Here is a 26,126-nt window from a genome sequence, read left to right as displayed (position 1 = left end):
CTTCTGTTTCGGAGCAGGGCGCCTTGCTATCAACTACGTTTTGAGTTTTTCATGCAGTTTTAAATTACCCTCATAATCAAGATCGTCGTCTAAACCCAATGCTCTGAAAATTGCATTCTTATCTTTTTTGTTGCAGGGGTTATTGAGGCTGGCATCGACTGCGGGATAAAATGGAACGTTTGATTTTGCTTTTATGCATTCTTCCAATTCGTCTATCTCCAACTGTTCGCTCATGAGGAGACGAGCGTTTCCGTTTTATCATCGTCCTCGGGAATGAAAATGAGTATATCCACAGAAAGGAAATGTATTAAACGGCTTATTCTTTGGTTCTATTTTCAAAAGGACTGGTTGTAATATAATACCCCTTATTGTATCATAGGTGCATGAACATAAAAGAAAGAAAAATGACATGGCGTACATATCTTGCATACGGCGGCGGAGATTTGTACGGGGGCGGCTGCTTTTTTATTGTTACGACATTTTCAATGTATTATTTGGTAAACGTCATCGGGGTGCATCCCGCATTGGCGGGATTAATTCCGGCGATCGGTAAGGTGTGGGATGCGGTTTCCGACCCGATGATGGGATATATCTCCGATAACACGCCGCGGACGCGGTTCGGAAAACGGCGCGTGTGGTTTTTGGTTTCCATTCTTCCGATAGCCCTATCGTTTATTTTGATTTGGTTTCCGGTTACGATAGAAAGCCAAACGGGGAAATTTATTTTTTATACCGTTGCCTATATCATCTTTTTTACGGTTGCGACCGTGTCCTCTATCCCGTATACATCGTTAAGCGCTGAAATGACAAAAGATTTTTCGGAGCGGAATAAGCTGAACAGCACCCGCCTGATGTTTTCGTTTGTGGCAACGCTGCTCGGCGGGTTATTGGCGCAGCCGATTATCGATCATTTTAACGGAAGCGCGTACGGGTATTTTATAATGGGCTGCGTATTTGCGCTCATCTTTGCTCTCCCGTGGATTCCGCTCTATTTTGAAACATGGGAACTGCCTCAAGATGAAGGCGTGGAAAAATCAAGCCAGTCATTTGTTAAAAACTTCTTATCGTTATTCAAAAATAAGTCGTGTAGACTTCATATTGCGATGTACGTGTGCTCCTTCGGCGCACTTGATATCTTTATGTCGTTTGTACTCTTTTATATTGTCGATTATTTAAACAAGAGCAGTATCTTTGTCATCGCGCAAGGGAGTCTTCTTATTAGCATGATGATAACGCTGCCGGTGCACAGCTATCTTATCAATCGAAAAGGGCATAAACCTGTGTACATTACAGCGCTTACCGTATTCATCATCGCTATTTTATTGATGGGGTTTCATACTCCTACTTCCGGCAACGTTCCGGTGATATTAAATATGGTGCTTATGGGGATAGGTATATCGGCGAATAACTTAATTCCTCACCAACTATTGCCGTTTATTTCCGATATAGACCGCGTGATGAGTGGAAAACAGCGTACAGGTACGTATTCAGCGGCGATGACACTTGCGCGGAAGCTGTTTTTAGGTTTAATTATTATGCCGACTATCGGCATTGGGTTGGGTAAAATAGGATATAAAAACCCTGTGCCTTCAATTTTAACGCAAAGCCAATTTGCAGAAGCCGAAACACTTTGTAAAAATACCGCGATACCGTTTTCAGAAATAGAAAAATATTATACGTTGTATGAAGACGGTAATATGCATCTGAAATATATCAGTAAAGATACGGACGGTATAATAAAAAAGGTTTACCAAAAACATAAAGATGCCGCGAGTGCAGAAGTTGTTTCTTTTTTTGCAAACAATGCTTCTTTTACGGAAATTCCGGTAAGTGTATTTGATAATTTTATCGTACCGTCATTTCATACCGCCGACTTTGTTCAAGCGGATAACAAATTTCTTGTCGTGTCTTCATACACAAAAGACGAAAGCGTTTATAAGAAAATATCTCCGTCTGAATTTTATACAAAATCCGATTTATATGACTTGAAGGTGTTATTGGATACAATCGATTTTCAGTATTCGGGTATCGGGCAGGTTCAAAAGCCGAAACAAAAACAGGAAACGCTCAATAAAATCAGGGTGATGTTTATTGTGTTGCCGGTCTGTATGTTGCTGCTCGGCATTTTATTCGCTTCGCAATTTAAGGTTACACCGGAAAACCATCAAATCATTTTGAACGAAATTAAAAGGCTTGAATCCGGCGGCAGCAAACAAGATGCCGATGCACAGACAAAAGCCGTATGTGAGTTGTTAATCGGAAAAAAGTATTGCTGAATGGAGTGCCGATCTTTTCTTCGTTTAGATTGTCCAAATAAGAGTTCTCTAACTATTTTTCCCCGCACCTGCCGGATGCGATAACTAAATCGCCCAGCCATTCGGCACATTCGGGGGTAAGCAAGCCGCGCGGCATCCGCCATGTCCAGTTTTTCCCAAGGGTAGAAGGTTCGTTCATGCGCGCCTCCGCCCCCAGCGCATACAGGTCTTGGAATGGAATAACGGCAAAGACCGCTACCGAGAAAAACGCTTGCTTAATCAGCTCGGCACAGAGGTCGTCTTTAAAAGCAGCAGCTTGCAAGGTTGTTCCGTCGTCGGTCATAGACTGTGCCGCTTCGGATGCATTGCGTTGCACTGCGGTACTCTCAGCCGAAAATAGCTCGTCAAGTAATTCGGCGGCAGGTCTTTCACCGTAGAGGTAGAACAATAGCACTTCAAAATCATCCCGCGAAAGCGTATCGAGCCATGCCCGCAGTGTCGTGTTGTCATGCGTACCGGTGTACACGACAGCGTTTTGCGTATACCGGTGCGGCAAAAAGGCATCGGTAAAGCCGGCTTCCCGCACCTCTGCGGCGCTGAATGCAAACTGCAAGATTTTCATTCCCGGCAAATGGAAGTCGTCGCGGAGACGCTCCACCTGCGGCGTAATAACACCGAGGTCTTCGGCAATAATCGGCAAACCTTTGGCATATTCGCTGTTCTTTTTGAGCAAGGCGCGCTGTACCGCTTCAAAAAAAAGATGATCGGGGCCGGGCAGCCATTCTCCTTTTTCCGCAGTCGGAGCGCCGAATGGTACCGCCCAATACGCTTCAAAGCCCCGGAAGTGATCGATACGAATATAATCGACGAGTTCCAAACATGCGTCAATGCGGTCAATCCACCAGCGGTATTTATCAGCCTTCATCGCCTCCCAATTATAGAGCGGATTCCCCCAGAGCTGTCCCGTTGCGCTAAAATAGTCTGGCGGTACTCCGGCAACCGCTGTCGGTACGCCGTTTTCATCCAGCTGGAAAAGTTTTTGATTCGCCCATACATCAGAAGAATCAGGGGCTACGAAAATCGGGATATCCCCGATAATCGAAATACCTTTTTCGTTTGCATATCGTCGAAGATGAGTCCACTGTTCAAAGAAGAAAAATTGAATAACCTTATACAATTCAATTTCGTGCAAGTGCTCCTGCGCCCAGTGGTTTAACGTTTCCGAATCGCGGCAGGCAAGAGCCTTCGGCCAGTAATTGTTCCACAGTTTTCCAAAGAGTCCTTCCTGAGCAGCCTTTACATCATATACCTCTTTAATCGACATAAAGAGGGCATAGTCGCCAAGATGTTTTTTCTTTTTAAAATGCCGGAAGGCTTCTTCCAATTCCGCATCGGCGGTGTTTTCTTTTTCTTTAATCTTGTTAAGAAATTTTGATGCGGCTTTTTTTAACAGTGGTATTTTCCAATAGACTACCGAGCCGAAGTCGATATTACCGTCCGTAGAAAGGTACTCCGGTAGCTTTATATCGTCGGCAGTCAAATATCCTTGTTCCGAAAGTGTTTCCAAGTCGATCAACAATGGGTTCCCGGCAAAGCTCGAAAATGCCGCATAGGGAGAATCCCCATAGCCGGTCGGCCCGAGCGGCAGTACCTGCCATAGCCGTATATGCGCGGAATGAAGCCAATCGATAAAGTTATACGCGGATTTTCCCAGCGTTCCAATCCCTTCATTACTCGGAAGAGAAGTGGGATGGAGCAGTATTCCTGCAGAACGGTTTAAAAGCTGTGAACGCATAGTACCTCCTATTGGTAGGGACAAATTATATCATATTTATTATAAAGTGCTAATATCCCAAAAATGGTAAAATTTTTCCTTTACAACTCATAAGAAGGGATGGTATACTTTTTTTATACTATAAAGTGAGAGTATGTCCTATTATTATATTGGAGTTACGTTATACAATATGACAAAAGAAGCTTTCATCTCCTGCATAAAGGGCGGGCTTATTGTGTCCTGCCAAGCCCTTCCGGGGGAACCTCTTTATAGGCCGGAAGGCGGTATTATGCCCCTTATGGCAAAAGCTGCGGAAGAAGCAGGCGCTAAAGGTATCCGGTGTAACGGAATAAGAGATATTACCGACATAAAGACAAAAGTGAATCTTCCCGTTATAGGAATAATCAAAAAAAATTATGAAGGTTTTGGAGCCTATATTACCCCGTCTATGGATGAGGTTGATCAGCTTGTAGCGGTTGGCTGCGAGGTCATTGCTATCGATTGTACTCCGTTATCACGGCCGGGAAACCTAACTGCCTCGGAATACATCCGTGCGATAAAGAAAAAATATCCTCATCAGCTGCTGATGGCGGACTGTGCTTCTTTTGAAGATGCGTACAACGCGGCGGCGGCAGGAATCGATTTTGTCGGCACTACGATGAACGGTTATGTAGGCGATAATTCCGCAACCATACTCGACGGCCCGAATTATCAACTTGCGAGAAAGATAACGACCTCTATTGCGGTTCCGCTTATTGCAGAAGGTCGTATTCATAGGCCGGAGGATGCCGCCGAGATGCTCAGACTCGGCGCCCTAGCAGTTGTTGTCGGCGGCGCAATAACCCGCCCTAAAGAAATAGCAGAAAGATTTGTGCACGCGATCAATACTTCGGCGGAAAGCCGAAATTAAAAACAATAACATCATCAATAGGAGGATGGTAGTATGAAAAAAAGACTATTTTTATTGGTTACGGCTGCGCTGATGCTGTTTTCATTTGCTGCTTGTGCAAAGAAAGACGCCGATCAGACAGCTGCAAAAGAAACCGGCAAGCAGACGAGTAAAGAAGTTGTTATTTACTCTCCCAATTCCGATTCCGAAATAGCCGCCGTTGTTCCAGCTTTCGAGAAAGCTACGGGTATCAAGGTTATTCTCCAGTCAATGGGTACCGGCGACGTTCTTGCCAGACTTGAGGCGGAAAAATCAAATCCGCAAGCCGACATCAACTGGGGTGCGGTGAACCTTGCATTCTGGAAAGATCATCCCGATCTTTACGAGCACTATGTTTCGCCGAATGATAAAAATCTGCCCGAAGCATATCAAAGCTATAACGGCTATTTCACCTACACGAAATTGTCCGGAAGCGCCGCGCTCCTTCTCAATAAAGATGTTTTTAAAGAGATCGGTTTGAAGCCGGAAGAATTTAAAGGATATAAAGACCTTCTGCGGCCTGAATTAAAGGGAAAAATTGCAATGGGAGATCCCGCGGCTTCCTCAAGCGCATGGGCGGAATTGACCAATATGCTCCTTGTTATGGGAGAGAAACCCTATGACGATAAAGCTTGGGAATTTGTTGCACAGTTCGTTAAGCAGCTGAACGGGTCGATTATCTCATCGTCAAGTCAGATTTACAAAGCCACTGCAGACGGCGAATATGCAGTCGGCGTATCTTATGAAGACCCCTGTATCAGCCTGCTTGAAGACGGAGCGACGAATCTGATGGTTGTCTATCCCGAAGAAGGAGCGGTCTGGCTTCCGGCCGGCGCGGCGATTGTTAAAAATTGCAAGAACATGGATAACGCAAAAGCTTTCATCGACTTTATCATTTCCGAAGAAGGACAGAAAGGTTATGCACCGACGACAATCAGACCTGTGATGACCTCTGTCGAGAATACCAGTAAAAATATGCCCGCCTTTTCTACCATCAATGTCGCATATGAAGACATCAATTATTGCGCAGAACACAAAAAAGAATGGCAGGAAAAGTGGATCGATTTAGTTACAAAATAAGAAAACCTCTAACAAATAGAATCGTTTAGAGATACTCGAAATTACTGCTTGTTCATCCTCGTATGAGGGGACAAGCAGTAACTCAATAGGAGAACGAAATGAGCGTAAACATCTCTATAAAAAATGCCGTAAAAAAATATGGAGAAAATACAGTTATAGACGGCCTTTCTTTAAACATTAAAGAGGGAGAGTTTTTCACGCTCCTCGGACCTTCGGGATGCGGTAAAACAACGCTTCTTAGAATGATTGCCGGATTTAATTCAATCGAAAGCGGAGATTTCTACTTTGATGAAGATAGAATCAATGACAAAGACCCTGCAAAAAGAAATATCGGAATGGTTTTTCAAAACTATGCTATCTTTCCCAATATGACGGTAAAAGCTAATGTAGCCTTCGGTCTCAAAAATCGAAAACTGCCTAAGGATGAAATAGAAAAAGAAGTTGATAAGTTTTTAAAGCTCATGCAAATTGATGAGTATAAAGACAGAATGCCCGAAAATCTTTCCGGCGGACAGCAGCAGCGTGTAGCGTTAGCCCGTGCGCTCGTTATTAAACCGAGTGTTCTGCTTATGGATGAACCGCTGTCAAACCTTGACGCAAAACTCCGTGTGGAAATGCGCACGACAATAAAAGAACTTCAAAACAAAATCGGTATTACGACTGTCTATGTTACGCATGATCAAGAAGAAGCAATGGCTGTTTCCGATCGGATTGCGGTTATGAATAAAGGTTTCATCCAGCATATCGGAAGACCGAAAGATCTGTATCAACGGCCGGCTAACCTTTTTGTTGCGACCTTTATCGGACATACCAACATTCTTGACGGTACAATAGAAATACAAAACGGTACTACCCTTCTTGTTTTACCGACCGGCGACAAAATAGCGGTTGATACTATCCAAGATAAGTTTAAAACCGAAAAAAATATAAAAATTTCCATACGGCCTGAGGAGTTTACTATTGAAAAAGAAAACGGCAGCGGTATTTCTGCCGTCATCGACGACTGTATTTTCCTCGGTCTTAACACACATTATTTTGTACACTTAAGAGACGGAACAAAACTGAATATTGTAACGGAATCGGAAATTGACAGCACCATACCGAAAGGCGCGTCAATCACTCTTGGGGTAAAAAAAGAAAAAATAAACATATTCACCGGCGACGGTAAGAGGAATATCGTTCTCGGCGTACAGAACGATCTGGAGGTGTGAATATGAAAACCGTCATCAGTAGTGGAAGAGTAAAACCGAAAAAAGATATTTGGACTATTATCTCTTTGGGCATTCTCTTCTTATTTGCTCTTTTTATGATCTATCCTCTTGTTATGCTGTTGCGTAATTCCGCGGTAGATCCGAGCGGGAAACTGACATTCGGTTACTTTGAAAGATTTCTATCCCGCCCGTATTATGCCGGAACCATAGCTAACTCTTTTAAAGTCAGTATTTCGGCAGCCTTTTTGGCATTAGTGATCGGTGTTCCGATTGCCTACTTTATGAATATGTATAAAATTAAAGGCGCTAAAATGCTGCAGATTGTCATCATCATGAGCAGTATGTCAGCGCCTTTTATCGGAGCGTATTCGTGGATTTTGCTGCTCGGCAGAAACGGTCTTATATCGAATTTTATCAAAAGTCTGACAGGTATTAAAATACCGAGCATATACGGCTTCAGAGGAATAATGCTTGTGCTCTGCTTACAGCTTTTCCCTCTCGTTTTCCTGTATGTTTCAGGTGCGCTCAGGAATATCGATAATTCCCTTTTAGAGGCAAGTGAAAATATGGGCTGCTCGGGAGCTAAACGGTTTTTTACCTTGATAATCCCCTTATGCATGCCGACCATTATTGCCGCGGCTCTTATGGTATTTATGCGCGCGTTTGCCGATTTCGGAACGCCGCTTTTTATCGGAGAAGGATACCGGACGTTTCCTGTTGAAATATATAATTCATTTATGAGCGAAACCGGCGGCGATACTCATTTTGCCTGCGCAGTGGCGGTTATCGGTATTCTGATCACCACACTGATATTCCTTATCCAGCGGTACTTTAACAATAAATTCAGATTTACGATGAATGCGCTGCATCCGATTCAATCAAAAGAAATTCACGGAATAAAAAGTTTTTTGATTCACGCTTTTTGCTATATCGTGGTATTTACGGCCTATGCTCCGCAACTCTATGTGATCTATACGTCATTTAGAAAAGCGTCGGGAAAGCTGTTTGTCAGCGGATATTCGCTGCAAAGTTATCGGGATGCCTTCGCCAAACTGCAAAATGCCATTCCAAATACCTTTTTAATCGGCGGGACAGCCATCATACTGATTGTGCTCTTTTCCGTATTAATTGCCTATTTGGTCATTAGACGGGATAATATCGTAAATCGAACAATAGACACGTTGTCGATGATTCCGTATGTCATACCCGGCGCTGTTGTCGGTATATCGCTTGTCATTGCATTTAACCGGAAACCGATAGTGCTGGTTGGAACCGCCGCAATCATGATCATTGCTTTGGTAATACGGCGTTGTTCATACACCATCCGCTCGTCCGTCGCCACATTGCAGCAAATTCCGATGTCAATTGAAGAAGCGGCTTTATCGCTCGGATGCAGTAAAATGAAGGCTTTTTTTAAGGTAACGATGCCGATGATGTCTAACGGCATTATTTCAGGCGCCCTATTGAGCTGGATTGCAATTATTACGGAACTGTCCTCCGGCGTTATTTTATACAACTACCGGACGACAACACTGACAATTCAGATTTACACGTATGTATCACGAGGAAATTACGGGATTGCGGCAGCGATGTCCGCTATTCTCACATTGATGACCGTACTGACACTGATCATATTTATGCGAGTATCAAAAGATAAAAAGATCGCGTTCTGATGCTCGCAATATAGGCAAGCTTCCGTTAATATTCGCCGGGCAGAAGCGTTACGACAAATAGTTCTTTGTCGTTTTTGTCTTTATAAATGTACATTAATGTAAGGTCATCGCTTCTTACTTGTGAAACCGGTTGATTAGTCTTGAGCTTTTCTTTCAGCATCTCTGTTGCTGTTTTTTGGACGACAGCCCACGTTTGCGCGTCTAACTCTTCATAAACACCGCCGGAGAAGAGATATGTGTATGCAAGTGCGTGCTGTTCCTCTTTATACTCGAGCTTTGTTAGCGTGGTCGCCTCATCAACTTTCAAGGGGCATTGCTTTGTTACCCCTTCTGCCATGGCACGATATAAACCGGATTTCGAATTTGAGGTTTCGCCGGATACCTGCGGCTCCTCTTTTGCCTTAGCAGCATTATTTGCCGTTTGGCAAGATGATAAATAACTTACGCATACGATTACACCGAATAAGAGTATGAGCTGTTTTGCATTTTTTAATGATTTCATTGATAACCTCGCTTATAGGAAAATTAATGTTTTGGATATATTTTATAATTGAGAAAAGTGTACCATACCTTCACGTTTATGAAAAGACGACGGGCAAATACATCAGGCAGGATAGATAAAAAGTACCTGATGCGATTGTGCTGCATCCTTGAACTGCATCCTTGAACTTGCATAATTGCCCGAACCGCTTTATAGTATATAGGAAAACCGGTGAGCAAAGCTCAACTCTAAAAAACTGATTCGCAATTCGCTTTAGCGGATATGATAAATCATTTCCTTACAGAACAAGCCGATAGGCTTGCGGTTTTTAGAGGTTCCCTATTTTTTAACAGGAGCGAAAACAAAAGTCGCATTTTTTACCGCCCATTCCTAATGTTTCGCTCCTATCGAATTGCAATTTTTTTATATTTCCGAAGACGATATGATCGCATAAACAAAATATCTCACAGATTTCCGGGCAGTCAAAATGGGTGCAGGTATCAAACCAAAGACATTTTAAAACATCCGTAGAATACTCATTCGCATTGTCGGCTAATGTTTTACTTATCCAAATTTCTTCACCGGTCATTCCCTTTCTCATAAAAAAACGGAACAGTTTAAAAAAGCCGGGAATATGGAACAATGCGTTCAAAATACGGTGGGCTTTTCCGGCAATATAAAAAGAATATTCTTTTACCAATTCCTTTGCCTCTTGCGCAGGAATTTCTTTGTCGATAAAAGCTTTATAAAGCGCTATGTTTGATATGATACTGCTCTTTTGCCGCTCCTTTTGTTTTTTTGTCCATGCTCCGCGATCGAGTTCCTGAATAAGAAATTGCATTTTTTCTTTATGCGCCGCATCTATATGCTCTAATATGTGCGGCGTTAATTTCCCTGAATCAACGAAGCCTCTGCGCGAATAAAATCTTTTATATTTCATACATTTCTCCGATCAATCTTCCAGCCGATTGCTTCTTCGCGGATACCGACAAAACGGCGATACAAACCTTCCTGCTGCATAAGTTCGGCATGAGTACCCCGCTGCACAATGCGTCCTTCATCAAGCACAATAATCTGATCCGCTTTGCGTACCGTATTCAATCGATGCGCAATCATCAAGAGCGTTTTATTTTTTGTCAGTTCCTCAATAGCTGTTTGCAACTCGTGTTCATTTTCAGGATCGACACTGGCAGTCGCTTCGTCTAAAATAACAACAGGCGCATCCTTGAGAATTGCCCGCGCGATGGAGATACGCTGCTTTTCTCCCCCCGACAGTGTTGCTCCGTTTTCGCCGATTCTCGTTTGATACCCATCCGGCAGTGCAGAGATAAAATCATGACAGCAGGCTTTTTTTGCTGCGGCAATCACTTCGTCCATCGTTGCATCCGGCTTACCGAAACGGATATTGTTTTCTATCGTATCTTCAAACAGGTATACGTGCTGAAACACGATGGAAAAATTTTTCAAAAGACTGTCGCATGTATAATCTTTAACATTGATACCGCCGAGTAAAATTTCACCCTGACTGACGTCCCAAAAACGTGCAATTAAATTACACAGTGTTGTTTTTCCCGAACCGGACGGTCCGACAATCGCGCAGCTTGTTTTCTGCGGCACCGTAAAATCGACATTCCGTATCACTTCTTTTTTATCATTTCTATCGTACGAAAAAGAAATATTCCGAACCGTAATGTCATAATTATTCGGAATATGCTCCGTACCGTTTTCGTCCAACAGCGGCATATCCGATATTTCTTCCAACCGGTCAAGGGATGCATCAACTACCCGTGCAACAGCCGCCGTACTTCCGGCAAGTTCCACCGTTGCATAAATCATAAAACTTGCGACAGTCAGCAACAAACACTTTTCCGGTGTTATATTTCCATGCATTAAAAGATAGGGCGCTGTAATGAGTATTGCCGCTCTAACCACTTTGAATATTGTTTGAAAAGCAGCTGCGAGTTCGGAGAAAATCTTTTCCAAAATGATATTTGCCGCTGCGCTTTCACTGATTGCTGCATCAACCGTTTTACCGGATTGCTCGCCGAGTCCGAATGCTTTTACCACTGTCATCCCTTGAATGTATTCCAAAATACCGGTTACCAGTTGTGCTTGCGCCGCCTGTCTGCGCGGTGAATATTTTTCTCCCGCAGCTTGTGTTTTTGCATAAATTAAAAACGAGATTAAAAGACCTGCAAGCATCAGCGCGCCAATTCTCCATTCATAAACAAACAACCATACATTGATAACAAAGGCATGAATAAATCCGCCTGCGACCGCCTCCAGTACCGTTACCGCACTTGTTTCAAGATCGCCGAGTGTGGTGGTAACCGCAGCGGTAATGTCTCCTAATCGATGCTCACTGAAATACCCCATCGGTGCACGCTTTAATTTTTCACCGAGGTTCATCCGCCACTCGCTGCACATGGCAAAACTTCCCAATGTTCTATTTATAGAAGCGATATTGATAAAAACAATTTTTCCCACAACACTGAGCAGCATAATTGCGAGTGAGACCCAGATCGTTTTGTACGGCATCTCATTTCCTGAAATGGCGGAAAGGATTCCGGAGAGAACCGTCAGAATTGCCATAATGGGTAGCATCTCAAAAAACGAATTACCGATATGAAAAATAAAAGAGAGTATCAATCTTCTTTTTTCCGCACCTGAAAAATGCAACAATCGTTTAAACATATTAATCATACAATTTCTCCTAAAGCAGCGGTTGAAGTTAAACCGTTCTCCTTTTTGTCGCTTACGCTGATGTGTGCATTCCAAAGCTTGCGATACAATTCACACGATTCCAACAGCGATTGATGCCTACCCTCCGCTTCAATGCATCCGTGATTCATAACGATAATTTTATCTGCCATCGTGATAGTCGAAAGCCGGTGCGCAATGACTATCAGCGTTTTTCCCGCAACCAGTTCTCCGATGGAACGCTGAATGACGGCTTCATTTTCGGGATCGGTAAAAGCGGTTGCTTCATCCAGCACAATGATGGGGCTGTCTTTTAGTATTGCGCGTGCGATTGCAATACGCTGCTTCTCTCCGCCGGAAAGATTATTTCCTCCGTCGCCTGCAACCGTATCATACCCTTGAGGAAGCGCGCTAATAAAATCGTGGCAGCTTGCTTTCTTTGCAGCCTGTTCTATCTCGGCATCCGTAGCGCCCTGTTTCCCAATCCGTATATTTTCCCGAATAGATAAATGGAACAAATAATTATCCTGCGAAACATACGCAACCAGCTCCATCACTTGCGAAAGCGGAATGTTTCGTACATCGCAGCCGCCTATCATAACCGAACCATTGCTTGCTTCCCAAAACGAGGCTATTAAGCGGGCAATGGTAGATTTTCCCGAACCGGACGGTCCGACAAATGCAGTCATTCCATTCGGAACCGCTTGAAATGAAATGTCATGCAAAACTTCCGTATCGCTATATGCAAACGATACATGAGAAAATGCAATAGTATTTTCTTTGATAGGCACAGCATTCTTCGGACGGTTCATTTCTTCTGCTTCCAACAGTTTCGCAATTTCTTTTACGGTAGAATCTACCATTGCAAGACTGTCCGTGTAACGCAGCGCCTGGATGAGCGGTGCAATAAGACCGAGCGATAAGATGATGCACGATATAAAACTTCCGGCGGATATACTCCCGTGTATGAAAAACCAACAACCGAGCGGCAGCACACCTAATAAACTGGAAGGAGCAATTGCAATTCCCGCAGCGTAGTAGGGATTGGTCTTTTTAAACCATTCCGCTTTCGCATTCTCATTTTCCGCTATTGCCTCAGTATATTTCCGATATGATACGGTGCTTTGATTAAAGGCTTTTATCACTTCAATGCCGCCAATATATTCAACCGTTGCGGCATCCATATTTTTACTTGCTGTAAGAACTTTTGCATACCGTTTTTCGTAGTCCTTCATCATCCCCATATAACAAATAAGACCGAGCGGAAAAGTTGCAAAAGCGGTAAGCGCTAACCGCCAATCAAGATAAAAGAAATAGACTAACATTAAAAAAGGAATCAGCAGATTAGCCGTCAGTTCCGGTATGATATGGGCAAGCGGTAATTCCAGTTTTTCTACCGTATCAACCAGCATTGTTTTGAATTTACCGGATGGAGTATCCAGTATAAAACCCATCGGAACGCGAGAGAGCTTTGCCGTCAGCTGCATACGGATGTTTCTCAGCACGGTAAACGCCGCACGGTGAGAACGTATCGTAGAAAGTGTAGACAGACAGAGCTGTCCAAGATACCCGGCAAGTGCAATAAGTGCCGTTACAAAAATTGCCTGTAGGGTATAATCCCGTGCGCATATCCGAATGATAAGGCGGGATACGGCAAGGTATGGTACAATTCCCGCAGCTGCGCCCAATACGGCAAAAATCACGGAAGTGACGAGAAGCCTCTTACAGGGTTTTGCAAGCTCCAATAGATACTGTAAAGCGGTTTTTTCCGCAGTATGTTCGCCGGTTTTTGACAATTTTTCCATCCTTTCATCATTGTTTTATATCAATGATATATATCACTGATATAAAATAGGAAAGCGGAGATTTTGTCAAGGGAGTGGAGAGGGAATGGAAAAACTCCCGTTTAAGCTTATGTTAAAAGCTCTTCTAACTTTTCTCTTGCCTTTTTAGCTTCAATTTTATTTGGGATTATGACAAGCAAAATCCCAAAAACAAGCATGATATAAGGGACTAAAGCAGCCGGCATGGGAAATCCGGCGAATGGAACTATTAGGCATCCCGCAAGTACGCCGGTCAACCATATAACTAAAAAAACGATAACAGGGATAGCCATTCTCATTCTGATGTTGATTGTTGAACCATACTCATGTGCTTCAATAGTTCCGATTATCAAAGGCAAAAATGAATTTCGATAATGTATACATCTACAAATTTTAAATGAATTTTCAGATACGCTCCCTTCAAAATATTTGTCCCCTTTGGGAAAATCAAATACAGAAGTTTTTATGTAAGTATTGTCGCGTATTATTTGAAGAATCTCATCTTTTGATTTTTTTGTTTCAATTATAAAACGCATAGTACTCCTCATATCGTTAGTCGTTAGGCCTTACAGCGACACCACTTCACAATCTTACGTTAGCTTTAAAATACCGTCCCAACCGCAGTTAAAAAAGACAGCCAGTTCTTTTACATACTCAAGCGCTTTTTTGCGAGTCATGTCATGCGCAACGGTTTCAAACACGGCGGTAAAATACGCGCTTGTAATCATGTGATGCAGTTCACGGCTTACGGTACCTTCAAGCTTGCCCTGTTTCCGTAAAAGGCGGTAGTATTTTTCGGCGACAGATACCTCAAGCTCAACTAAGTCGTGAATATAATGCTCGTACTTTGTTCCGGCAGACCGGCAAATTACGAGTTTAAATGCATCGAAATTATCATAAATATAGTTTACGAAAATCTGCAGATATTCCGTAGACAGTTTTCTGCTGAATTGTGTTTCACTTTTTTCGATTAAATCGAAGTGAGCTTCTTGCGCATGTTTGAATTGTTCAACCAAACCGTCTGCCGCTTCGGATACCAGCGCGGTAAATAGTGCTTCCTTATCGGGGTAATAACCGTAGAATGCCCCCTGTGTAAATCCGGCATCCGCTACAATTTTCCTTAACGATGCATCTTTAAAACCTTTTTCCAAAAATTCCTGTTTTCCGACTTCCAATATTTTTTTCTGTGTATCTGATACGCCCATTTTTTACCCCATGCTGATCGGTATCTTCAAAAACTATCGCTTTACAGATGCCAAATATACCGACGCTATATATCACTGCTATGGTAGCGGATATTTTTTGCAGGGTCAAGATTTTTTACATCAGAGGATAATTTCCGCAACAACCTTTACATTCAGCACAACATTTGCCGTTTTCCGCCCGACACACGGAAGGCTTTCCAATGCGGTACTTTTGAATAATAGTGGTCTATCAGAATTTTGCTAAGCGCGATAATCCGCTTTGCCTTTGTCGGATACAAATTAATGAAATTGATATAGCCTTTCAAGCTTTCTTCGCCAAGCGCAGCCGCTCATACACAGTGTACACCGCATCGGCAGGGAGCAATCGTATCGTAGAATCCATAATCTTATTCAGTCTCGGCTATTCATTTTCGATAATAATTTGACACATCCTCATAACCTGCAGCGCTGCCTTATGATTTTCGGGCGTTGTTCCCGCACAGCAAGCGGCATCGACATGAATGGGGACTTCGGGGAAAAAAGCTTTTAACAACAGCGCATTCGACACAACGCAAATATCCGTGCACAATCCTATCAGTGTAATAGAATGGATCGGTGTTTTTTCATTTAAAGTTTTTAAGGCTTCCGCCAGCGAAAGTGAACCGAAAGTCGGCTTTTCATAGACTTGATCGGTCATGAGTTTTTTTACCGGAGCAACAAGTTCCCACCCTTCCGTGTTTTTTATGCAATGCTGAACAGGTAAAAACGTTCCTTCTTGAGATTTCAAATAAGAACTTGGGTGTGTATCCTGCGTAAAGACAATGTGCCCCTTAAAGGTCTCAATCTTTTTTACGGCATTTTGCACAATCGCCTGCGCTTCTTTTGTACCCAAACTCCCGCTGACAAAATCATTCTGCATATCGATAACCACTAACACATCTTTCATTGAAAATCCTCCGTCAATCCGATATTTTCTCGCATAGAGGCATCGCTAAACCCCCTGTTAGATTTTTAAAGGCGCCATGTACTGATGCATACATTCTCATATATAATTTTCTATCGTTTATTTCAAGTCAAGGCGACCGCATTAAAAATATTTTTAGCGGTGGCCTTCCTTCTGTGCGAAATTTTGCCTAAAATTTCGCACATTTTTCCAGTAAATAGGTAAACGCATCAGGCAGGGTAGATAAAAATCGCGAAAAAATTGAGACTATGAGACCATTTGAACCGCGAAGAGGTTCAACTCTGGTCGAATAGTATCAATTTTTCCGCGGGGTATTAAAAAAACGGCCGGATGCGTTTCCCTTCGGCCTTGAACTTGCATAATTGTCAAAACCGCTTTATAGTATATAGGGCATCTCTAAAAACTCGGTTAGATTTTTAGAGATGCCCGTCAAGTTTCGGCTTTGCCGAAACATCGCAAATAAGTTTAAGGAAAACCTCTAAAAGCTGAGGTTTTTAGAGGTTCTTTATAGCATGAAAAAGTATATTTTATCATTCGATCAGGGGACAACGAGTTCCCGTGCTATTTTATTTGATAAAGCCGGTACGATTATCGCTACGGCACAACAAGAGTTTACTCAGATTTTTCCTAAATCGGGATGGGTGGAACACGATGCTATGGAAATTTGGGGGACACAGAGCGGTGTTGCCCGACAAGTATTGGAAGAAACCGGAACGCGCCCCGATGAGGTTGCAGCAATCGGGATTACCAACCAGCGGGAAACCACCGTCGTGTGGGATAAGAATACCGGAAAGCCCGTATACAATGCGATTGTGTGGCAGTGCCGCCGTACCGCTTCCATCTGCGACGAACTCAAAGCAAAGGGCTGGACGGATACGATACGAAAAAAGACAGGGCTTATCATCGACGCCTATTTTTCCGGCACGAAAATAAAATGGATACTCGATAATGTTGCGGGAGCACGCGAGCGGGCGGAACGGGGCGAGCTGCTGTTCGGGAATATCGACACATGGCTTATCTGGAATTTGACCCGCGGCAAGGTACACGTTACCGACTACAGCAATGCATCCCGCACCATGTTGTTCAATATCAACACCCTGCAATGGGATGATGAAATTCTGACGGAACTGAATATTCCGCGCATCATGCTGCCGGAGGTAAAGCCGTCAAGCTGCGTGTACGGCAAAACCGATGAACGCACCTTCGGCGGCGCCGACATCCCTATTGCAGGAGCCGCGGGAGATCAGCAGGCGGCGCTGTTCGGACAGGCGTGCTTCGAAGCGGGCATGGCGAAAAACACCTACGGCACCGGCTGCTTTATGCTGATGAACACCGGCGCTACGCCGATTATCTCCAAGAATGGACTCTTAACGACCATTGCTTGGGGCATCGGAGATACGGTGTCTTATGCGCTTGAGGGAAGCATCTTCGTAGCGGGAGCAGCCGTGCAATGGTTGCGGGATCAGCTCAGACTGGTGTACGATGCCGCCGAAACGGAGTATTACGCAGAGCGGGTAGAAGATACCAACGGCGTATACGTTGTGCCCGCCTTTACCGGCCTCGGCGCTCCGTATTGGGATATGTATGCGCGGGGTGCGATTGTGGGTTTAAGCCGCGGCGCAAAGCGTGAACACATTGTCCGCGCCACCCTTGAGTCGATTGCCTACGGGACACGGGATGTCCTTTCCGCAATGGAAAAAGATTCCGGCATTATGCTCAAGGCGCTGAAAGTAGACGGCGGTGCGGCGGTCAACAATTTTTTAATGCAGTTCCAAGCTGATATTCTCAACGTACCGGTACACCGTCCGCAGGTTCTGGAAACAACCGCACTCGGCGCCGCGTACTTGGCGGGACTGGCAGTCGGCTTCTGGAAAGATATGGAAGAAATTAAACGCAACTGGGCAGTAGACCGCGCATTCACCGTGCAGATGGACGAAGCGGCGCGGACACAGCGCTATGCCGGTTGGCAAAAGGCGATAAGACGTGCCATGGATTGGGACGACTAACTCATGTATGATGTGATTATAATTGGGGGCGGGGTTGTCGGGTGTGCTATTGCGCGGGAACTGTCGCAGTACCGGCTGAGCGTTGCATTGCTCGAAAAGCATTCGGAGGTTTGCGAAGGTTCCTCTAAGGCAAACAGCGCTATTGTGCACGGAGGCTTTGATGCAAAACCGGGCACATTAAAAGCCCGTCTCAATGTACGCGGAAATGAATTGATCCGCCGTCTTGTGCCGCAGCTTCAGTTTCATTTTAAACAGATAGGCTCGTTAGTTGTCGCCTTCTCCGATGAAGATATGGAGGAAGTTAAAAAGCTCTATGAACGGGGCATTGCAAACGGCGTGCCGGAGCTTGAGATTTGGAATCGGGAAAAGACCTTAGCGGAAGAGCCGAACCTTTCGCCCGAAACGAAGGGCGCACTGTTTTGCGGGACTGCCGGTATCGTGTGTCCCTTTGGGATGACGTATGCCTTTATCGAAAATGCGGTAGAAAACGGCGTTGAGCTGATATGCGATGCCGAGGTAACCGGCATAAAAAAAATCAGGAGCGGCACAGAGACGGATGGCGCTGCCGTTCAAACACGGGATGGTGCCGCCCAAACTGTAACTGCACAAACGTCGGTGCAAGAAAATGGCTTTTCCGTCACAACCACGCAAGGTGTTTTTACTGCGCAGTATGTTATCAATGCCGCAGGACTCTACGCGGATAAGATTGCCGCGATGATCGGCGACTACGATTACACTATCAATCCCCGCAAAGGTGAGTACCGTGTGTTGGATAAGGTGTGCGGCGATCTGGTGCATCACGTTATCTTTCAGGCGCCGACCAAAATGGGCAAGGGCGTTCTGGTAACCCCCACCTATGATAACAACCTTTTGGCAGGGCCGACGGCACAGGACGTTGACGACCGCGAGGATACTTCGACAACGCTTGCCGGTCTGAACAAGATTGACAGTTCGGCAAAAAAATCGGTACCGGCGCTCAACTTCCGAAAAACCGTCCGCACCTTTACCGGTGTGCGCGCCCGCCCGAGTACCGGCGACTTTATGATCTATGCTTCAAAGCATGCAAAGGGATTTATTCACGCCGGAGGCATCGAATCTCCCGGATTGAGTTCGGCGCCGGCAATTGCCGAATATGTTGCGGAGCTTTTGCAGTATGCAGGAGCGGAGCTGATAAAAAAGCCGCAGGTTGTTAGTGCACGGAAAGGTATCAGTCAGTTTTCCGCCCTTTCCAACGAAGAGCGGGCAGCCCTGATTGCGGAAAATCCGCTCTACGGACGGATTATCTGCCGCTGCGAAACGGTAACGGAGGCGGAAATCGTTGAAGCAATCCGCCGCCCTGCCGGAGCGCGTACCGTTGACGGTGTTAAGCGGCGGGTACGCCCCGGAACCGGACGCTGTCAAGGAGGCTTTTGTACGCCGCGCGTTTTGGAAATCCTCAGTAGGGAATTACAGCTGCCGATGGAAAACATTGCCAAATCGGACAGGGGTACGGAGATCGTGTTGGGGAGGTTAAAGAACACCGCAGAGAGTGAAGGCCGCAGCGGTAATTCTCCAAAGCATTCAAGGTAACCTGTTCAAAAACGGAAGGTTCCGAACAGGTTTATTCGTGCGGAGGGTTTAATACCCCGACGCTTGCGTCGTAACAAAGGGTATTAAAGCCGACTGCAACCACCTTATGAGAACAACATACCCCGACGCTTGCGTCGGGGTTGTTGATTAAACGGAAAAAGAGCATGATGAAATATGATGTTGTAGTGATCGGAGGCGGACCCGCAGGTTTGGCGGCAGCCCTCGCCGCGCGGGAAACCGGCGTAAAAAAAATTCTGATTATCGAACGCGACCGCGAATTAGGCGGCATCCTCAATCAATGTATCCACGCCGGCTTCGGCTTGCATGAATTTAAAGAAGAACTAACCGGGCCGGAATATGCGCAGCGCTTTATTATGCAGACTGCGCAAACGGATATTCAGATAATGCTGAATACGATGGTACTCGATATTTCGCCGGATCGGGTCATCACCGCGGCGGCAACGGACGGGCTTAAAACCATCCGTGCAGGAGCTGTGGTGCTTGCGATGGGATGCCGCGAACGCACTGCGGGCGCGATTGCCGTAAAAGGGTACCGTCCGGCGGGTGTATATACTGCGGGCATGGCGCAGCGGATGATGAACATGGAAGGCTTCCGCATGGGGCGCGAAGTTGTTATTTACGGTTCCGGCGACATCGGCCTGATTATGGCGCGGCGTATGACACTCGAAGGTGCAAAGGTAAAAGCCGTCGTAGAGATTATGCCGTTTTCGAGCGGGCTCAACCGGAATATCGCCCAATGTTTGGAAGACTACGGTATCCCGCTTCTTTTGAGCCATAATATCAGCTTTATCCACGGGAAAGACCGGCTGGAAGGCGTTACCGTTTCGCAAATCGATTCGCATTTTAACGAAATCGAAGGCACGCATGTGTATTACCCCTGCGATACGCTCCTCCTTTCGGTAGGTTTAATTCCTGAAAACGAGCTTTCGGTAAAAGCCGGTGTTCCGCTCGACCCGATTACCAACGGACCGATGGTTGACAGCGCTATGCAAACCGAAATACCGGGGATCTTCGCTTGCGGCAATGTGCTGCATGTACACGATATCGTAGACTTTGTAACACGGGAAAGCAGAATCGCCGGTAAACACGCAGGGCTATACGCGCTCGGTGCGCTGACCGATTCGGCTTCCGTTCCCTGTACGCCCGGCAAAGGTATCCGCTATGTGATGCCGCGCAAAGTGTTGACGCACATGCCCGACGGAGTAAATCTCTTCATGCGGGTGGATGCCATCTACCAAAATGCCACCGTATCGGTAAAATCGGGAAACACAGTGCTTGCAACAAAACGGATTGCCCGCATGATTCCCTCCGAAATGATCAACATACCGTTGAGCGCCGAAAAGATACGTTCCTTGACGGAACCGATCACCGCAGAAGTTACAGCGCAGTAATGGTGTGATTGCACCTGCTCCATCTGAAAGGTTTTAAGAGGCGTCTGCAGAAACAAATAGCACGATGCGAGAACATCGCATTTCAAGGAAGTCTACCATGAAGCTTTTAATCTACGGTGCAGGTGTAATCGGTAGTTTGTATGCCGCCGCGCTTGCTGAAGCTGGATATAACACCGCTGTGTACGCACGAGGGGAAAGACTTGAAACACTGCAAACCCTCGGTCTACAGTATGAAAAAAACGGCACCATCCACAGAGCAAATGTTACCGTTATCGGTACATTGGGAAATGATGATTTGTATGATTTTATCTTTCTAACCGTAAAAGAAAATCAGGTGCATAAGGCGTTAAAAGAGTTGAAGTACAATATCAGCCCGAATATTGTTACAATGGTAAATACGCTTGAACCGTATAGTAATTGGGAACGTATTTGCGGAACAGGGCGCATTATACCGGCATTTCCGGGGGCAGGAGGCAGTTATGAAAACGGCATCCTTAAAGCGGACTTTACACCGCGTATTATTCAAGTTACAACCTTTGCTGAAATTAACGGAAACCGATCGGCACGGTTGGGAAAATTAGCGGTTATTTTTAGGGTATCGAACATACCGCATGGAATTGTAAAAAATATGCACTGCTGGCAAGTCTGCCATCTGGCGCTGGTCGTTCCGATTGCCGATGCGTATTACAAAGCAAAAAATCCGGAAACGGTTTGGAAAGAAATCGCAGTAATGTATGATACTGCACAACAAATTAAAAGCAACTTTACTATGTTATATCGTTTCGGTATAAAACTTTCTCCGCCTAAGATGCATCTTTTAAGACTTTTACCCGTCCGGATATTACAGATTATTTTTACACTCATTTTTAAAAGCCATTTCGGATATATGTTTATGTACCACCACTCGATGAAAGCTCCCGATGAAATGAAGCAGCTACACATACAATTCTACCGATATCTTGAAAGGACAACTGGAAAAAGCTGTTGATACATTGACAAAAGCGGCAAATCTGTATGGGCATATTCGGCTGTAGGAGCTTTGATACCTTCAGAAAATCATTAGAATATTCAGTTTCTGGCATCTGATATTTAAATTTTGTCAGAATTTCTGTTTCCATTTTTCTCCTTCTTGCTGCCCGAAGGGTAGTCCACATAACATTGTTTTAAACCGCAAACCAGCTTGACTGGTTTGTCGGCTTTGAATTTATTGTTATGCGTTATCCTTCATATTTTTCAATTATTGCTTGTCTTAATGCTCGCCCTTCAACTTGGAATTTCTGTATGGAAGCAATGTTTTCACGAGTAATCATTACTTGCCCTTCATAATCATTTCTTAGCTCAAGATAATCATCATAAGAAAGAATCTTTTCTTCAACAAGTTTTGTTATAATGTACTCGTATTTATTGAACGGATATACATTTTTGAATGTTTTCAATTTCAGAGCAAAAATTATCAGCATTTTTGACTTTTGAAATCAAGAACTCCAATTCATTTTCAAGTGTTTCCATAAACACTCTCCTTAATGTAATTGTATTCGGTATCTGATATTTTAAAATAGGAACAAATGATTTTATCGGCATGTTCCTGTTTCTTTATACCTGCCAATATGTCTGCATATACATCATAAAATAATTTAATTAGATCATTGTTTAATATAGGTAATGGAAAATCTTGAAAGTGTTGTTTTAATACTTTTTTTGATTTAAATTTTTTCTGATAGATAAAAGAATAGATTGGACTGTTGAACAAACAAACTAAGATTTCCATTGGATAATTATTAGATATAATAACATTGGCACTGTTTAAAATTAAGCTATTGCTATCTAACGCACAGACAATTTTATCGGAAATAAATTTATACACAATTTTTTTAGTACGGTACATTTCTACGGGAGCGACCTGTTGAAATATCTCAGGAGTAAAACGTATAAAAGTTTCCGGTGATTTTAATTTATACGGTAATATATCTTTTCCTCGAAACACAGCTTCTTCATTTCCACCCTTGATTTTGTGAACATATTTTTTATTATTTCCTGTTACAATACCTAAAGCAAATTTCGTATCGGTGGGAAGTTTCACGGAATATTCAGAATAAATCTTATTTAAAATTTTATCATCATTTTCAGAAATAGTATAAGATATAAAATAATCCGGTGCAGAAATATTATGTATATTGAGTTTGTTCGTTTTTTCTTTTTTAACAGTAATTTTGATACAACCTTTTACAATTTCAGAAAGCTTTAAAAGCACACATTCTGATTGAACCCCTTTAAATGCCATTCCCAATGGTAGAATATCTATATTTCGATGAGAGTTTAATAAAAAATTTCGAATATTCTTATGAGTTGAAACATTTAATATGGATTCCGGAAGGAAGAAATTTAATTCACCTTTTTCACATAATTTTTGCATTGAATTATATAAAGCAATGCTGAAAACTTCTGTTGTATCTAAAAGCGGATAAGCATCTAACAAAAAATTTTTCTGTTCTTTTGAGAGTTTACTTCCCCATGGCGGATTTGTAACAATAAAATCATATTTTTCCTTATTTTGGTTGAACAAATTATTTGTATCCGTAAAAATTAAATCACGCCGTTCAATATGAGGAGAAATAAATGCATCTTCAAAAAACAGAACAAGATTGATATAACAGATTAACAAAGCGGTTTCATCAATATCAAAGGCAAAAATATTTGATGGATTATGCTGCTTCGTAAGTGTATTGATTAAAATACTTCCGCTTCCGCAACAAGGATCTAACACTTTTGCTTTCAATGGAATTTCGATTGAAGTAAGAAGTTCAGCAGGAGTGTAAAATAAACCATCTTTTGATTTATTAGCAATACTTTGCACTGATTGATAAAAAGCACCTAAAATATCATCGTTCTTATTTTCTATATGAAAATTTTGGAAAATATTTTTACCGTTATAAATACTATTTATTTTCGTAAAAATTTCTGAGTTTTTATCGTATAAATTATTGTTTATAAGAATTTGTTTTCCTAGACAAGCGACTGCTTCCGGAATAGAGAGATTACTGTTTTCAAACTCCTCAATAAGTTTTACAAGAAGCTCTTTTCTTTTTTTATCTTTGATTCCTAAAAATATAAGATCTGAAGATTTTTGGTATGAGCGATTGGCTCTTGATTGCAATCTATTTGTACTTGTTTCAATAGAAGTGATCAAAGCTGAGTATACATCTTTTGTATAATATCCGTCTTTAGGAGATGGAATGACACCGGTTTTTATCCAATTGTTTACAGTGGCAAGAGAAATATTAAATCTATTTTGAATATCTTTTTTTGCAAAAGTTGTTTTCAACTTATTCATATTAATTAAGTATATTCTATTTTTGATTTTTATACTATTCCTCATGAAAAAAGCTGCCCACAGGGCTGTCCACATAACTGCCGCTTAACCTGCATTTTCGGCTCGTCCGCAATGTCAGGTTGAAGCGGGTGTTAGGTTTTATTTCATTTTAGATTTAAAAAATCTTCCGGACTAATTATTTTGACAGGAGAATTCCTAAATCCATTTTCAGCATCTCGTGTAATGATATAATCCGGATTTGCATTTTCCGAACATTTCATTTGAAGCGCATCTTCCAAATCATTCCAGTCTGCATTGTCTACAAAAGCAAGAAAATCTTGTTTTCTTTCTGATAAAATTGTGAAAAAATTACAAAGCAGTTTTATTATACTTTTTCTGCTTTCAATATTATAAGATTTTCTGGAAATAAAGAATACATCGGAAATTGAATGCGCTGTAATAAAACCTGTGTGTTTTTTACAAATACAATCTTTGAAAATTTGATTTGATGCATCAAAGAATTTTTTTCTATTTTGGACAATATCAAGAATAATATTTGTATCAATTAATATTTTCATACTTACGATCCATATTTTTCAGAAAAATACTCCGATTTGGCATCTTCAATAGTTATATCTGAAGAAATACAGCCTGTAATCTGTTTTAATAAATCCATTCCTGCTTCAGTTGATAGTTTATCTTTCTTCTGAGATTTTATGACATTTATTTTATAATCCAGTAAATCAAAAAAATCAGAAACATCTGAAAGAAATTCAACAGGAATGGATTCAAGCCTTTTTTCCAAAACTTCATATGGAACTTGATAAGATCGTTTTTTTGATGTATTTATCATTGTATCAGACATATAATCCTCCTAGATTCAACTACTATATTTCTTTGTGATTTATATAAAGTCAGACGGAAACCGCCCGAAATATTTACATATTATTGACTTTGACATTACATTTCCCAGTACTGCATTTAAAAATCTCATATTACGAATTCCTGTTTTCTCCCATTAACAAATAGATTATAAATATATGTTGAAAGTTTCACTTACAACGAAGGTATCGCTCTGCGGCATCAGCCTAAGGTTTTATGATTATCCTTACAATAATTATAATATTTTCTAAAATATTCATTACCTGTAATTTTAACAACTAAAATTTATTTTTCAATACTTATGGATTTTTTTTCTCCAGACTTATTTTTTGAAGTGCCGCAGCGCGACATCAACCTAACATTCGCTTCGACCTTTTCTCAGAGTATCATAAAAACTACTCGTTTACAATCTAAACTGCTACAAGATAAGAAATTAAATCTTTCTGCCATAATATTAACCTGCACACAGCATCAACAGCCGGATTAGACCTATCATCACTAAACAGGCTAAAGAAAAATTACAGCCTATCTATAGGGCTTTGCTCGCCAAGATCACCGCGGTTAGGGAAACAAAAGAGCGGCAAGCGCTTGATTTTGACTTGAAGCAGCGACTTTTTCTTTTACTGCAAAATAGCTCACAAAGGGATTTATCTCCGCATCGGAATAGGCGTATCGCTTTCCCCAATCGTTCCGGTGTTCAAAACTATCGCTTCATGCGGATCGCTGTCATTACTTTCTCAATTTTACAGAAGCGAGGATAACTCTTGCTTTTATGATTATATGGAAGAGAGATTGCGTGTAACAAAAAAAAAGCAAAAAAGTTACAAAATTAATGATTGACAAATGAAAAAAAATCTTATAGCATATATCTAAT

Annotated in this window: 22 protein-coding genes and 1 pseudogene; 9 read left to right on the top strand and 14 right to left on the bottom strand. The window is 42.7% G+C overall.

The features are described 5' to 3' along the window. Positions 1–33 precede the first annotated feature (33 nt). Positions 34–234: a hypothetical protein gene (locus tag ABK01_RS11245; protein ID WP_230974469.1), complete on the bottom strand. Its 201-nt coding sequence runs from the start codon at positions 232–234 to the stop codon at positions 34–36. 170 nt (positions 235–404) lie between these two features. Here ABK01_RS11245 and ABK01_RS11240 point away from each other — a divergent pair, with 170 nt between their 5' ends. Further along, the gene (locus ABK01_RS11240; protein ID WP_371922011.1) at positions 405–2,276 is read left to right on the top strand and encodes an MFS transporter; all 1,872 of its coding nucleotides are present in this window, start codon (positions 405–407) and stop codon (positions 2,274–2,276) included. A gap of 52 nt (positions 2,277–2,328) precedes the next feature. Here the strand turns inward: ABK01_RS11240 and malQ are convergent, their stop codons facing one another. Beyond that, on the bottom strand, positions 2,329–4,050 hold the full coding sequence (gene malQ, locus ABK01_RS11235) for a 4-alpha-glucanotransferase (RefSeq protein WP_253675696.1): 1,722 nt from the start codon (positions 4,048–4,050) through the stop codon (positions 2,329–2,331). 169 nt (positions 4,051–4,219) lie between these two features. On the opposite strand from malQ, the gene ABK01_RS11230 reads away from it, so the two are divergent. The 4 genes from ABK01_RS11230 (at position 4,220) to ABK01_RS11215 (ending at position 8,921) form a co-directional block, all read left to right on the top strand. Further along, positions 4,220–4,939 (top strand): N-acetylmannosamine-6-phosphate 2-epimerase, encoded by a 720-nt coding sequence (locus ABK01_RS11230; RefSeq protein ID WP_253675695.1) that lies wholly within the window; start codon positions 4,220–4,222, stop codon positions 4,937–4,939. 33 nt (positions 4,940–4,972) lie between these two features. Next, positions 4,973–6,037: an extracellular solute-binding protein gene (locus tag ABK01_RS11225; RefSeq protein ID WP_253675694.1), complete on the top strand. Its 1,065-nt coding sequence runs from the start codon at positions 4,973–4,975 to the stop codon at positions 6,035–6,037. Between the two features lie 98 nt (positions 6,038–6,135). Continuing rightward, positions 6,136–7,248: an ABC transporter ATP-binding protein gene (locus ABK01_RS11220; protein WP_253675693.1), complete on the top strand. Its 1,113-nt coding sequence runs from the start codon at positions 6,136–6,138 to the stop codon at positions 7,246–7,248. A gap of 2 nt (positions 7,249–7,250) precedes the next feature. Beyond that, positions 7,251–8,921: an ABC transporter permease gene (locus tag ABK01_RS11215; protein ID WP_253675692.1), complete on the top strand. Its 1,671-nt coding sequence runs from the start codon at positions 7,251–7,253 to the stop codon at positions 8,919–8,921. 25 nt (positions 8,922–8,946) lie between these two features. Here ABK01_RS11215 and ABK01_RS11210 read toward each other — a convergent pair whose 3' ends face one another. The 7 genes from ABK01_RS11210 to ABK01_RS11180 form a co-directional block, all read right to left on the bottom strand. Then, a complete protein-coding gene (locus tag ABK01_RS11210; RefSeq protein ID WP_253675691.1) occupies positions 8,947–9,423 on the bottom strand; it encodes a hypothetical protein in 477 nt (158 codons plus the stop codon). 325 nt (positions 9,424–9,748) lie between these two features. Beyond that, complete coding sequence (locus ABK01_RS11205; protein WP_253675690.1) at positions 9,749–10,342, bottom strand: L-2-amino-thiazoline-4-carboxylic acid hydrolase; 594 nt, start codon at positions 10,340–10,342, stop codon at positions 9,749–9,751. Next, positions 10,339–12,105 (bottom strand): ABC transporter ATP-binding protein, encoded by a 1,767-nt coding sequence (locus ABK01_RS11200; protein WP_253675689.1) that lies wholly within the window; start codon positions 12,103–12,105, stop codon positions 10,339–10,341. Before ABK01_RS11200 ends, ABK01_RS11205 begins: the two co-directional genes overlap by 4 nt. Next, entirely contained in the window at positions 12,102–13,907 is a 1,806-nt protein-coding gene (locus ABK01_RS11195; RefSeq protein WP_253675688.1) for an ABC transporter ATP-binding protein, read from the bottom strand. The genes ABK01_RS11200 and ABK01_RS11195 overlap by 4 nt, the downstream gene beginning before the upstream one ends. 107 nt (positions 13,908–14,014) lie before the next feature. Then, positions 14,015–14,461, bottom strand: a complete 447-nt coding sequence (locus ABK01_RS11190; protein ID WP_253675687.1) for a hypothetical protein — start codon at positions 14,459–14,461, stop codon at positions 14,015–14,017. A gap of 54 nt (positions 14,462–14,515) precedes the next feature. Then, the gene (locus ABK01_RS11185; RefSeq protein ID WP_253675686.1) at positions 14,516–15,130 is read right to left on the bottom strand and encodes a TetR/AcrR family transcriptional regulator; all 615 of its coding nucleotides are present in this window, start codon (positions 15,128–15,130) and stop codon (positions 14,516–14,518) included. Between the two features lie 400 nt (positions 15,131–15,530). Then, positions 15,531–16,055 carry a cysteine hydrolase family protein gene (locus ABK01_RS11180; RefSeq protein ID WP_253675685.1) on the bottom strand — a complete coding sequence of 175 codons (525 nt, stop codon included), beginning with the start codon at positions 16,053–16,055 and terminating at the stop codon, positions 15,531–15,533. 530 nt (positions 16,056–16,585) lie between these two features. Between ABK01_RS11180 and glpK the strand changes: the two genes are divergently transcribed. The 4 genes from glpK to ABK01_RS11160 all read left to right on the top strand — a co-directional run bounded on the left by glpK (position 16,586) and on the right by ABK01_RS11160 (position 22,048). Further along, entirely contained in the window at positions 16,586–18,079 is a 1,494-nt protein-coding gene (glpK, locus tag ABK01_RS11175; RefSeq protein ID WP_212565489.1) for a glycerol kinase GlpK, read from the top strand. A 3-nt stretch (positions 18,080–18,082) separates the two neighbouring features. Continuing rightward, the gene (locus ABK01_RS11170; protein WP_253675684.1) at positions 18,083–19,648 is read left to right on the top strand and encodes an NAD(P)/FAD-dependent oxidoreductase; all 1,566 of its coding nucleotides are present in this window, start codon (positions 18,083–18,085) and stop codon (positions 19,646–19,648) included. A gap of 164 nt (positions 19,649–19,812) precedes the next feature. After that, complete coding sequence (locus ABK01_RS11165) at positions 19,813–21,060, top strand: NAD(P)/FAD-dependent oxidoreductase (RefSeq protein WP_253675683.1); 1,248 nt, start codon at positions 19,813–19,815, stop codon at positions 21,058–21,060. Positions 21,061–21,157: 97 nt separating this feature from the next. Next, positions 21,158–22,048, top strand: coding sequence for a ketopantoate reductase family protein (locus ABK01_RS11160; protein ID WP_253675682.1), 891 nt, complete (start codon positions 21,158–21,160; stop codon positions 22,046–22,048). A 229-nt stretch (positions 22,049–22,277) separates the two neighbouring features. Here ABK01_RS11160 and ABK01_RS11155 read toward each other — a convergent pair whose 3' ends face one another. From ABK01_RS11155 to ABK01_RS11840, 5 genes and pseudogenes are all read right to left on the bottom strand, one after another. After that, positions 22,278–22,520: a hypothetical protein gene (locus tag ABK01_RS11155; RefSeq protein WP_253675681.1), complete on the bottom strand. Its 243-nt coding sequence runs from the start codon at positions 22,518–22,520 to the stop codon at positions 22,278–22,280. Between the two features lie 35 nt (positions 22,521–22,555). Beyond that, the gene (locus tag ABK01_RS11150; protein ID WP_253675680.1) at positions 22,556–24,391 is read right to left on the bottom strand and encodes a TaqI-like C-terminal specificity domain-containing protein; all 1,836 of its coding nucleotides are present in this window, start codon (positions 24,389–24,391) and stop codon (positions 22,556–22,558) included. A gap of 143 nt (positions 24,392–24,534) precedes the next feature. Continuing rightward, entirely contained in the window at positions 24,535–24,948 is a 414-nt protein-coding gene (locus ABK01_RS11145) for a type II toxin-antitoxin system VapC family toxin (RefSeq protein ID WP_253675679.1), read from the bottom strand. A gap of 2 nt (positions 24,949–24,950) precedes the next feature. Then, positions 24,951–25,235, bottom strand: a complete 285-nt coding sequence (locus ABK01_RS11140) for a hypothetical protein (protein ID WP_212565482.1) — start codon at positions 25,233–25,235, stop codon at positions 24,951–24,953. 584 nt (positions 25,236–25,819) lie between these two features. Further along, positions 25,820–25,915 (bottom strand): annotated as a pseudogene (locus ABK01_RS11840) (phage integrase N-terminal SAM-like domain-containing protein); the annotation flags it as partial. Positions 25,916–26,126: the final 211 nt, after the last annotated feature.

The sequence above is a fragment of the Treponema sp. OMZ 305 genome, assembly GCF_024181325.1.
In the GTDB taxonomy this organism is placed as follows: Bacteria; Spirochaetota; Spirochaetia; order Treponematales; family Treponemataceae; genus Treponema.
This window is presented reverse-complemented; position numbering and strand designations above follow the sequence as displayed.

Excerpts from the sequence above, each read along its gene's own strand:
- ABK01_RS11200 (WP_253675689.1), bottom strand. The coding sequence starts at position 12,105 with ATGATTAATATGTTTAAACGATTGTTGCATTTTTCAGGTGCGGAAAAA.
- ABK01_RS11220 (WP_253675693.1), top strand. The coding sequence starts at position 6,136 with ATGAGCGTAAACATCTCTATAAAAAATGCCGTAAAAAAATATGGAGAA.
- ABK01_RS11195 (WP_253675688.1), bottom strand. The coding sequence starts at position 13,907 with ATGGAAAAATTGTCAAAAACCGGCGAACATACTGCGGAAAAAACCGCT.
- ABK01_RS11140 (WP_212565482.1), bottom strand. The coding sequence starts at position 25,235 with ATGTCTGATACAATGATAAATACATCAAAAAAACGATCTTATCAAGTT.
- ABK01_RS11225 (WP_253675694.1), top strand. The coding sequence starts at position 4,973 with ATGAAAAAAAGACTATTTTTATTGGTTACGGCTGCGCTGATGCTGTTT.
- ABK01_RS11180 (WP_253675685.1), bottom strand. The coding sequence starts at position 16,055 with ATGAAAGATGTGTTAGTGGTTATCGATATGCAGAATGATTTTGTCAGC.
- ABK01_RS11185 (WP_253675686.1), bottom strand. The coding sequence starts at position 15,130 with ATGGGCGTATCAGATACACAGAAAAAAATATTGGAAGTCGGAAAACAG.
- ABK01_RS11215 (WP_253675692.1), top strand. The coding sequence starts at position 7,251 with ATGAAAACCGTCATCAGTAGTGGAAGAGTAAAACCGAAAAAAGATATT.
- ABK01_RS11155 (WP_253675681.1), bottom strand. The coding sequence starts at position 22,520 with ATGCTGATAATTTTTGCTCTGAAATTGAAAACATTCAAAAATGTATAT.
- ABK01_RS11230 (WP_253675695.1), top strand. The coding sequence starts at position 4,220 with ATGACAAAAGAAGCTTTCATCTCCTGCATAAAGGGCGGGCTTATTGTG.
- ABK01_RS11240 (WP_371922011.1), top strand. The coding sequence starts at position 405 with ATGACATGGCGTACATATCTTGCATACGGCGGCGGAGATTTGTACGGG.
- ABK01_RS11165 (WP_253675683.1), top strand. The coding sequence starts at position 19,813 with ATGATGAAATATGATGTTGTAGTGATCGGAGGCGGACCCGCAGGTTTG.
- ABK01_RS11160 (WP_253675682.1), top strand. The coding sequence starts at position 21,158 with ATGAAGCTTTTAATCTACGGTGCAGGTGTAATCGGTAGTTTGTATGCC.
- ABK01_RS11245 (WP_230974469.1), bottom strand. The coding sequence starts at position 234 with ATGAGCGAACAGTTGGAGATAGACGAATTGGAAGAATGCATAAAAGCA.
- ABK01_RS11210 (WP_253675691.1), bottom strand. The coding sequence starts at position 9,423 with ATGAAATCATTAAAAAATGCAAAACAGCTCATACTCTTATTCGGTGTA.
- ABK01_RS11150 (WP_253675680.1), bottom strand. The coding sequence starts at position 24,391 with ATGAATAAGTTGAAAACAACTTTTGCAAAAAAAGATATTCAAAATAGA.
- ABK01_RS11205 (WP_253675690.1), bottom strand. The coding sequence starts at position 10,342 with ATGAAATATAAAAGATTTTATTCGCGCAGAGGCTTCGTTGATTCAGGG.
- glpK (WP_212565489.1), top strand. The coding sequence starts at position 16,586 with ATGAAAAAGTATATTTTATCATTCGATCAGGGGACAACGAGTTCCCGT.
- ABK01_RS11145 (WP_253675679.1), bottom strand. The coding sequence starts at position 24,948 with ATGAAAATATTAATTGATACAAATATTATTCTTGATATTGTCCAAAAT.
- ABK01_RS11170 (WP_253675684.1), top strand. The coding sequence starts at position 18,083 with ATGTATGATGTGATTATAATTGGGGGCGGGGTTGTCGGGTGTGCTATT.
- ABK01_RS11190 (WP_253675687.1), bottom strand. The coding sequence starts at position 14,461 with ATGCGTTTTATAATTGAAACAAAAAAATCAAAAGATGAGATTCTTCAA.
- malQ (WP_253675696.1), bottom strand. The coding sequence starts at position 4,050 with ATGCGTTCACAGCTTTTAAACCGTTCTGCAGGAATACTGCTCCATCCC.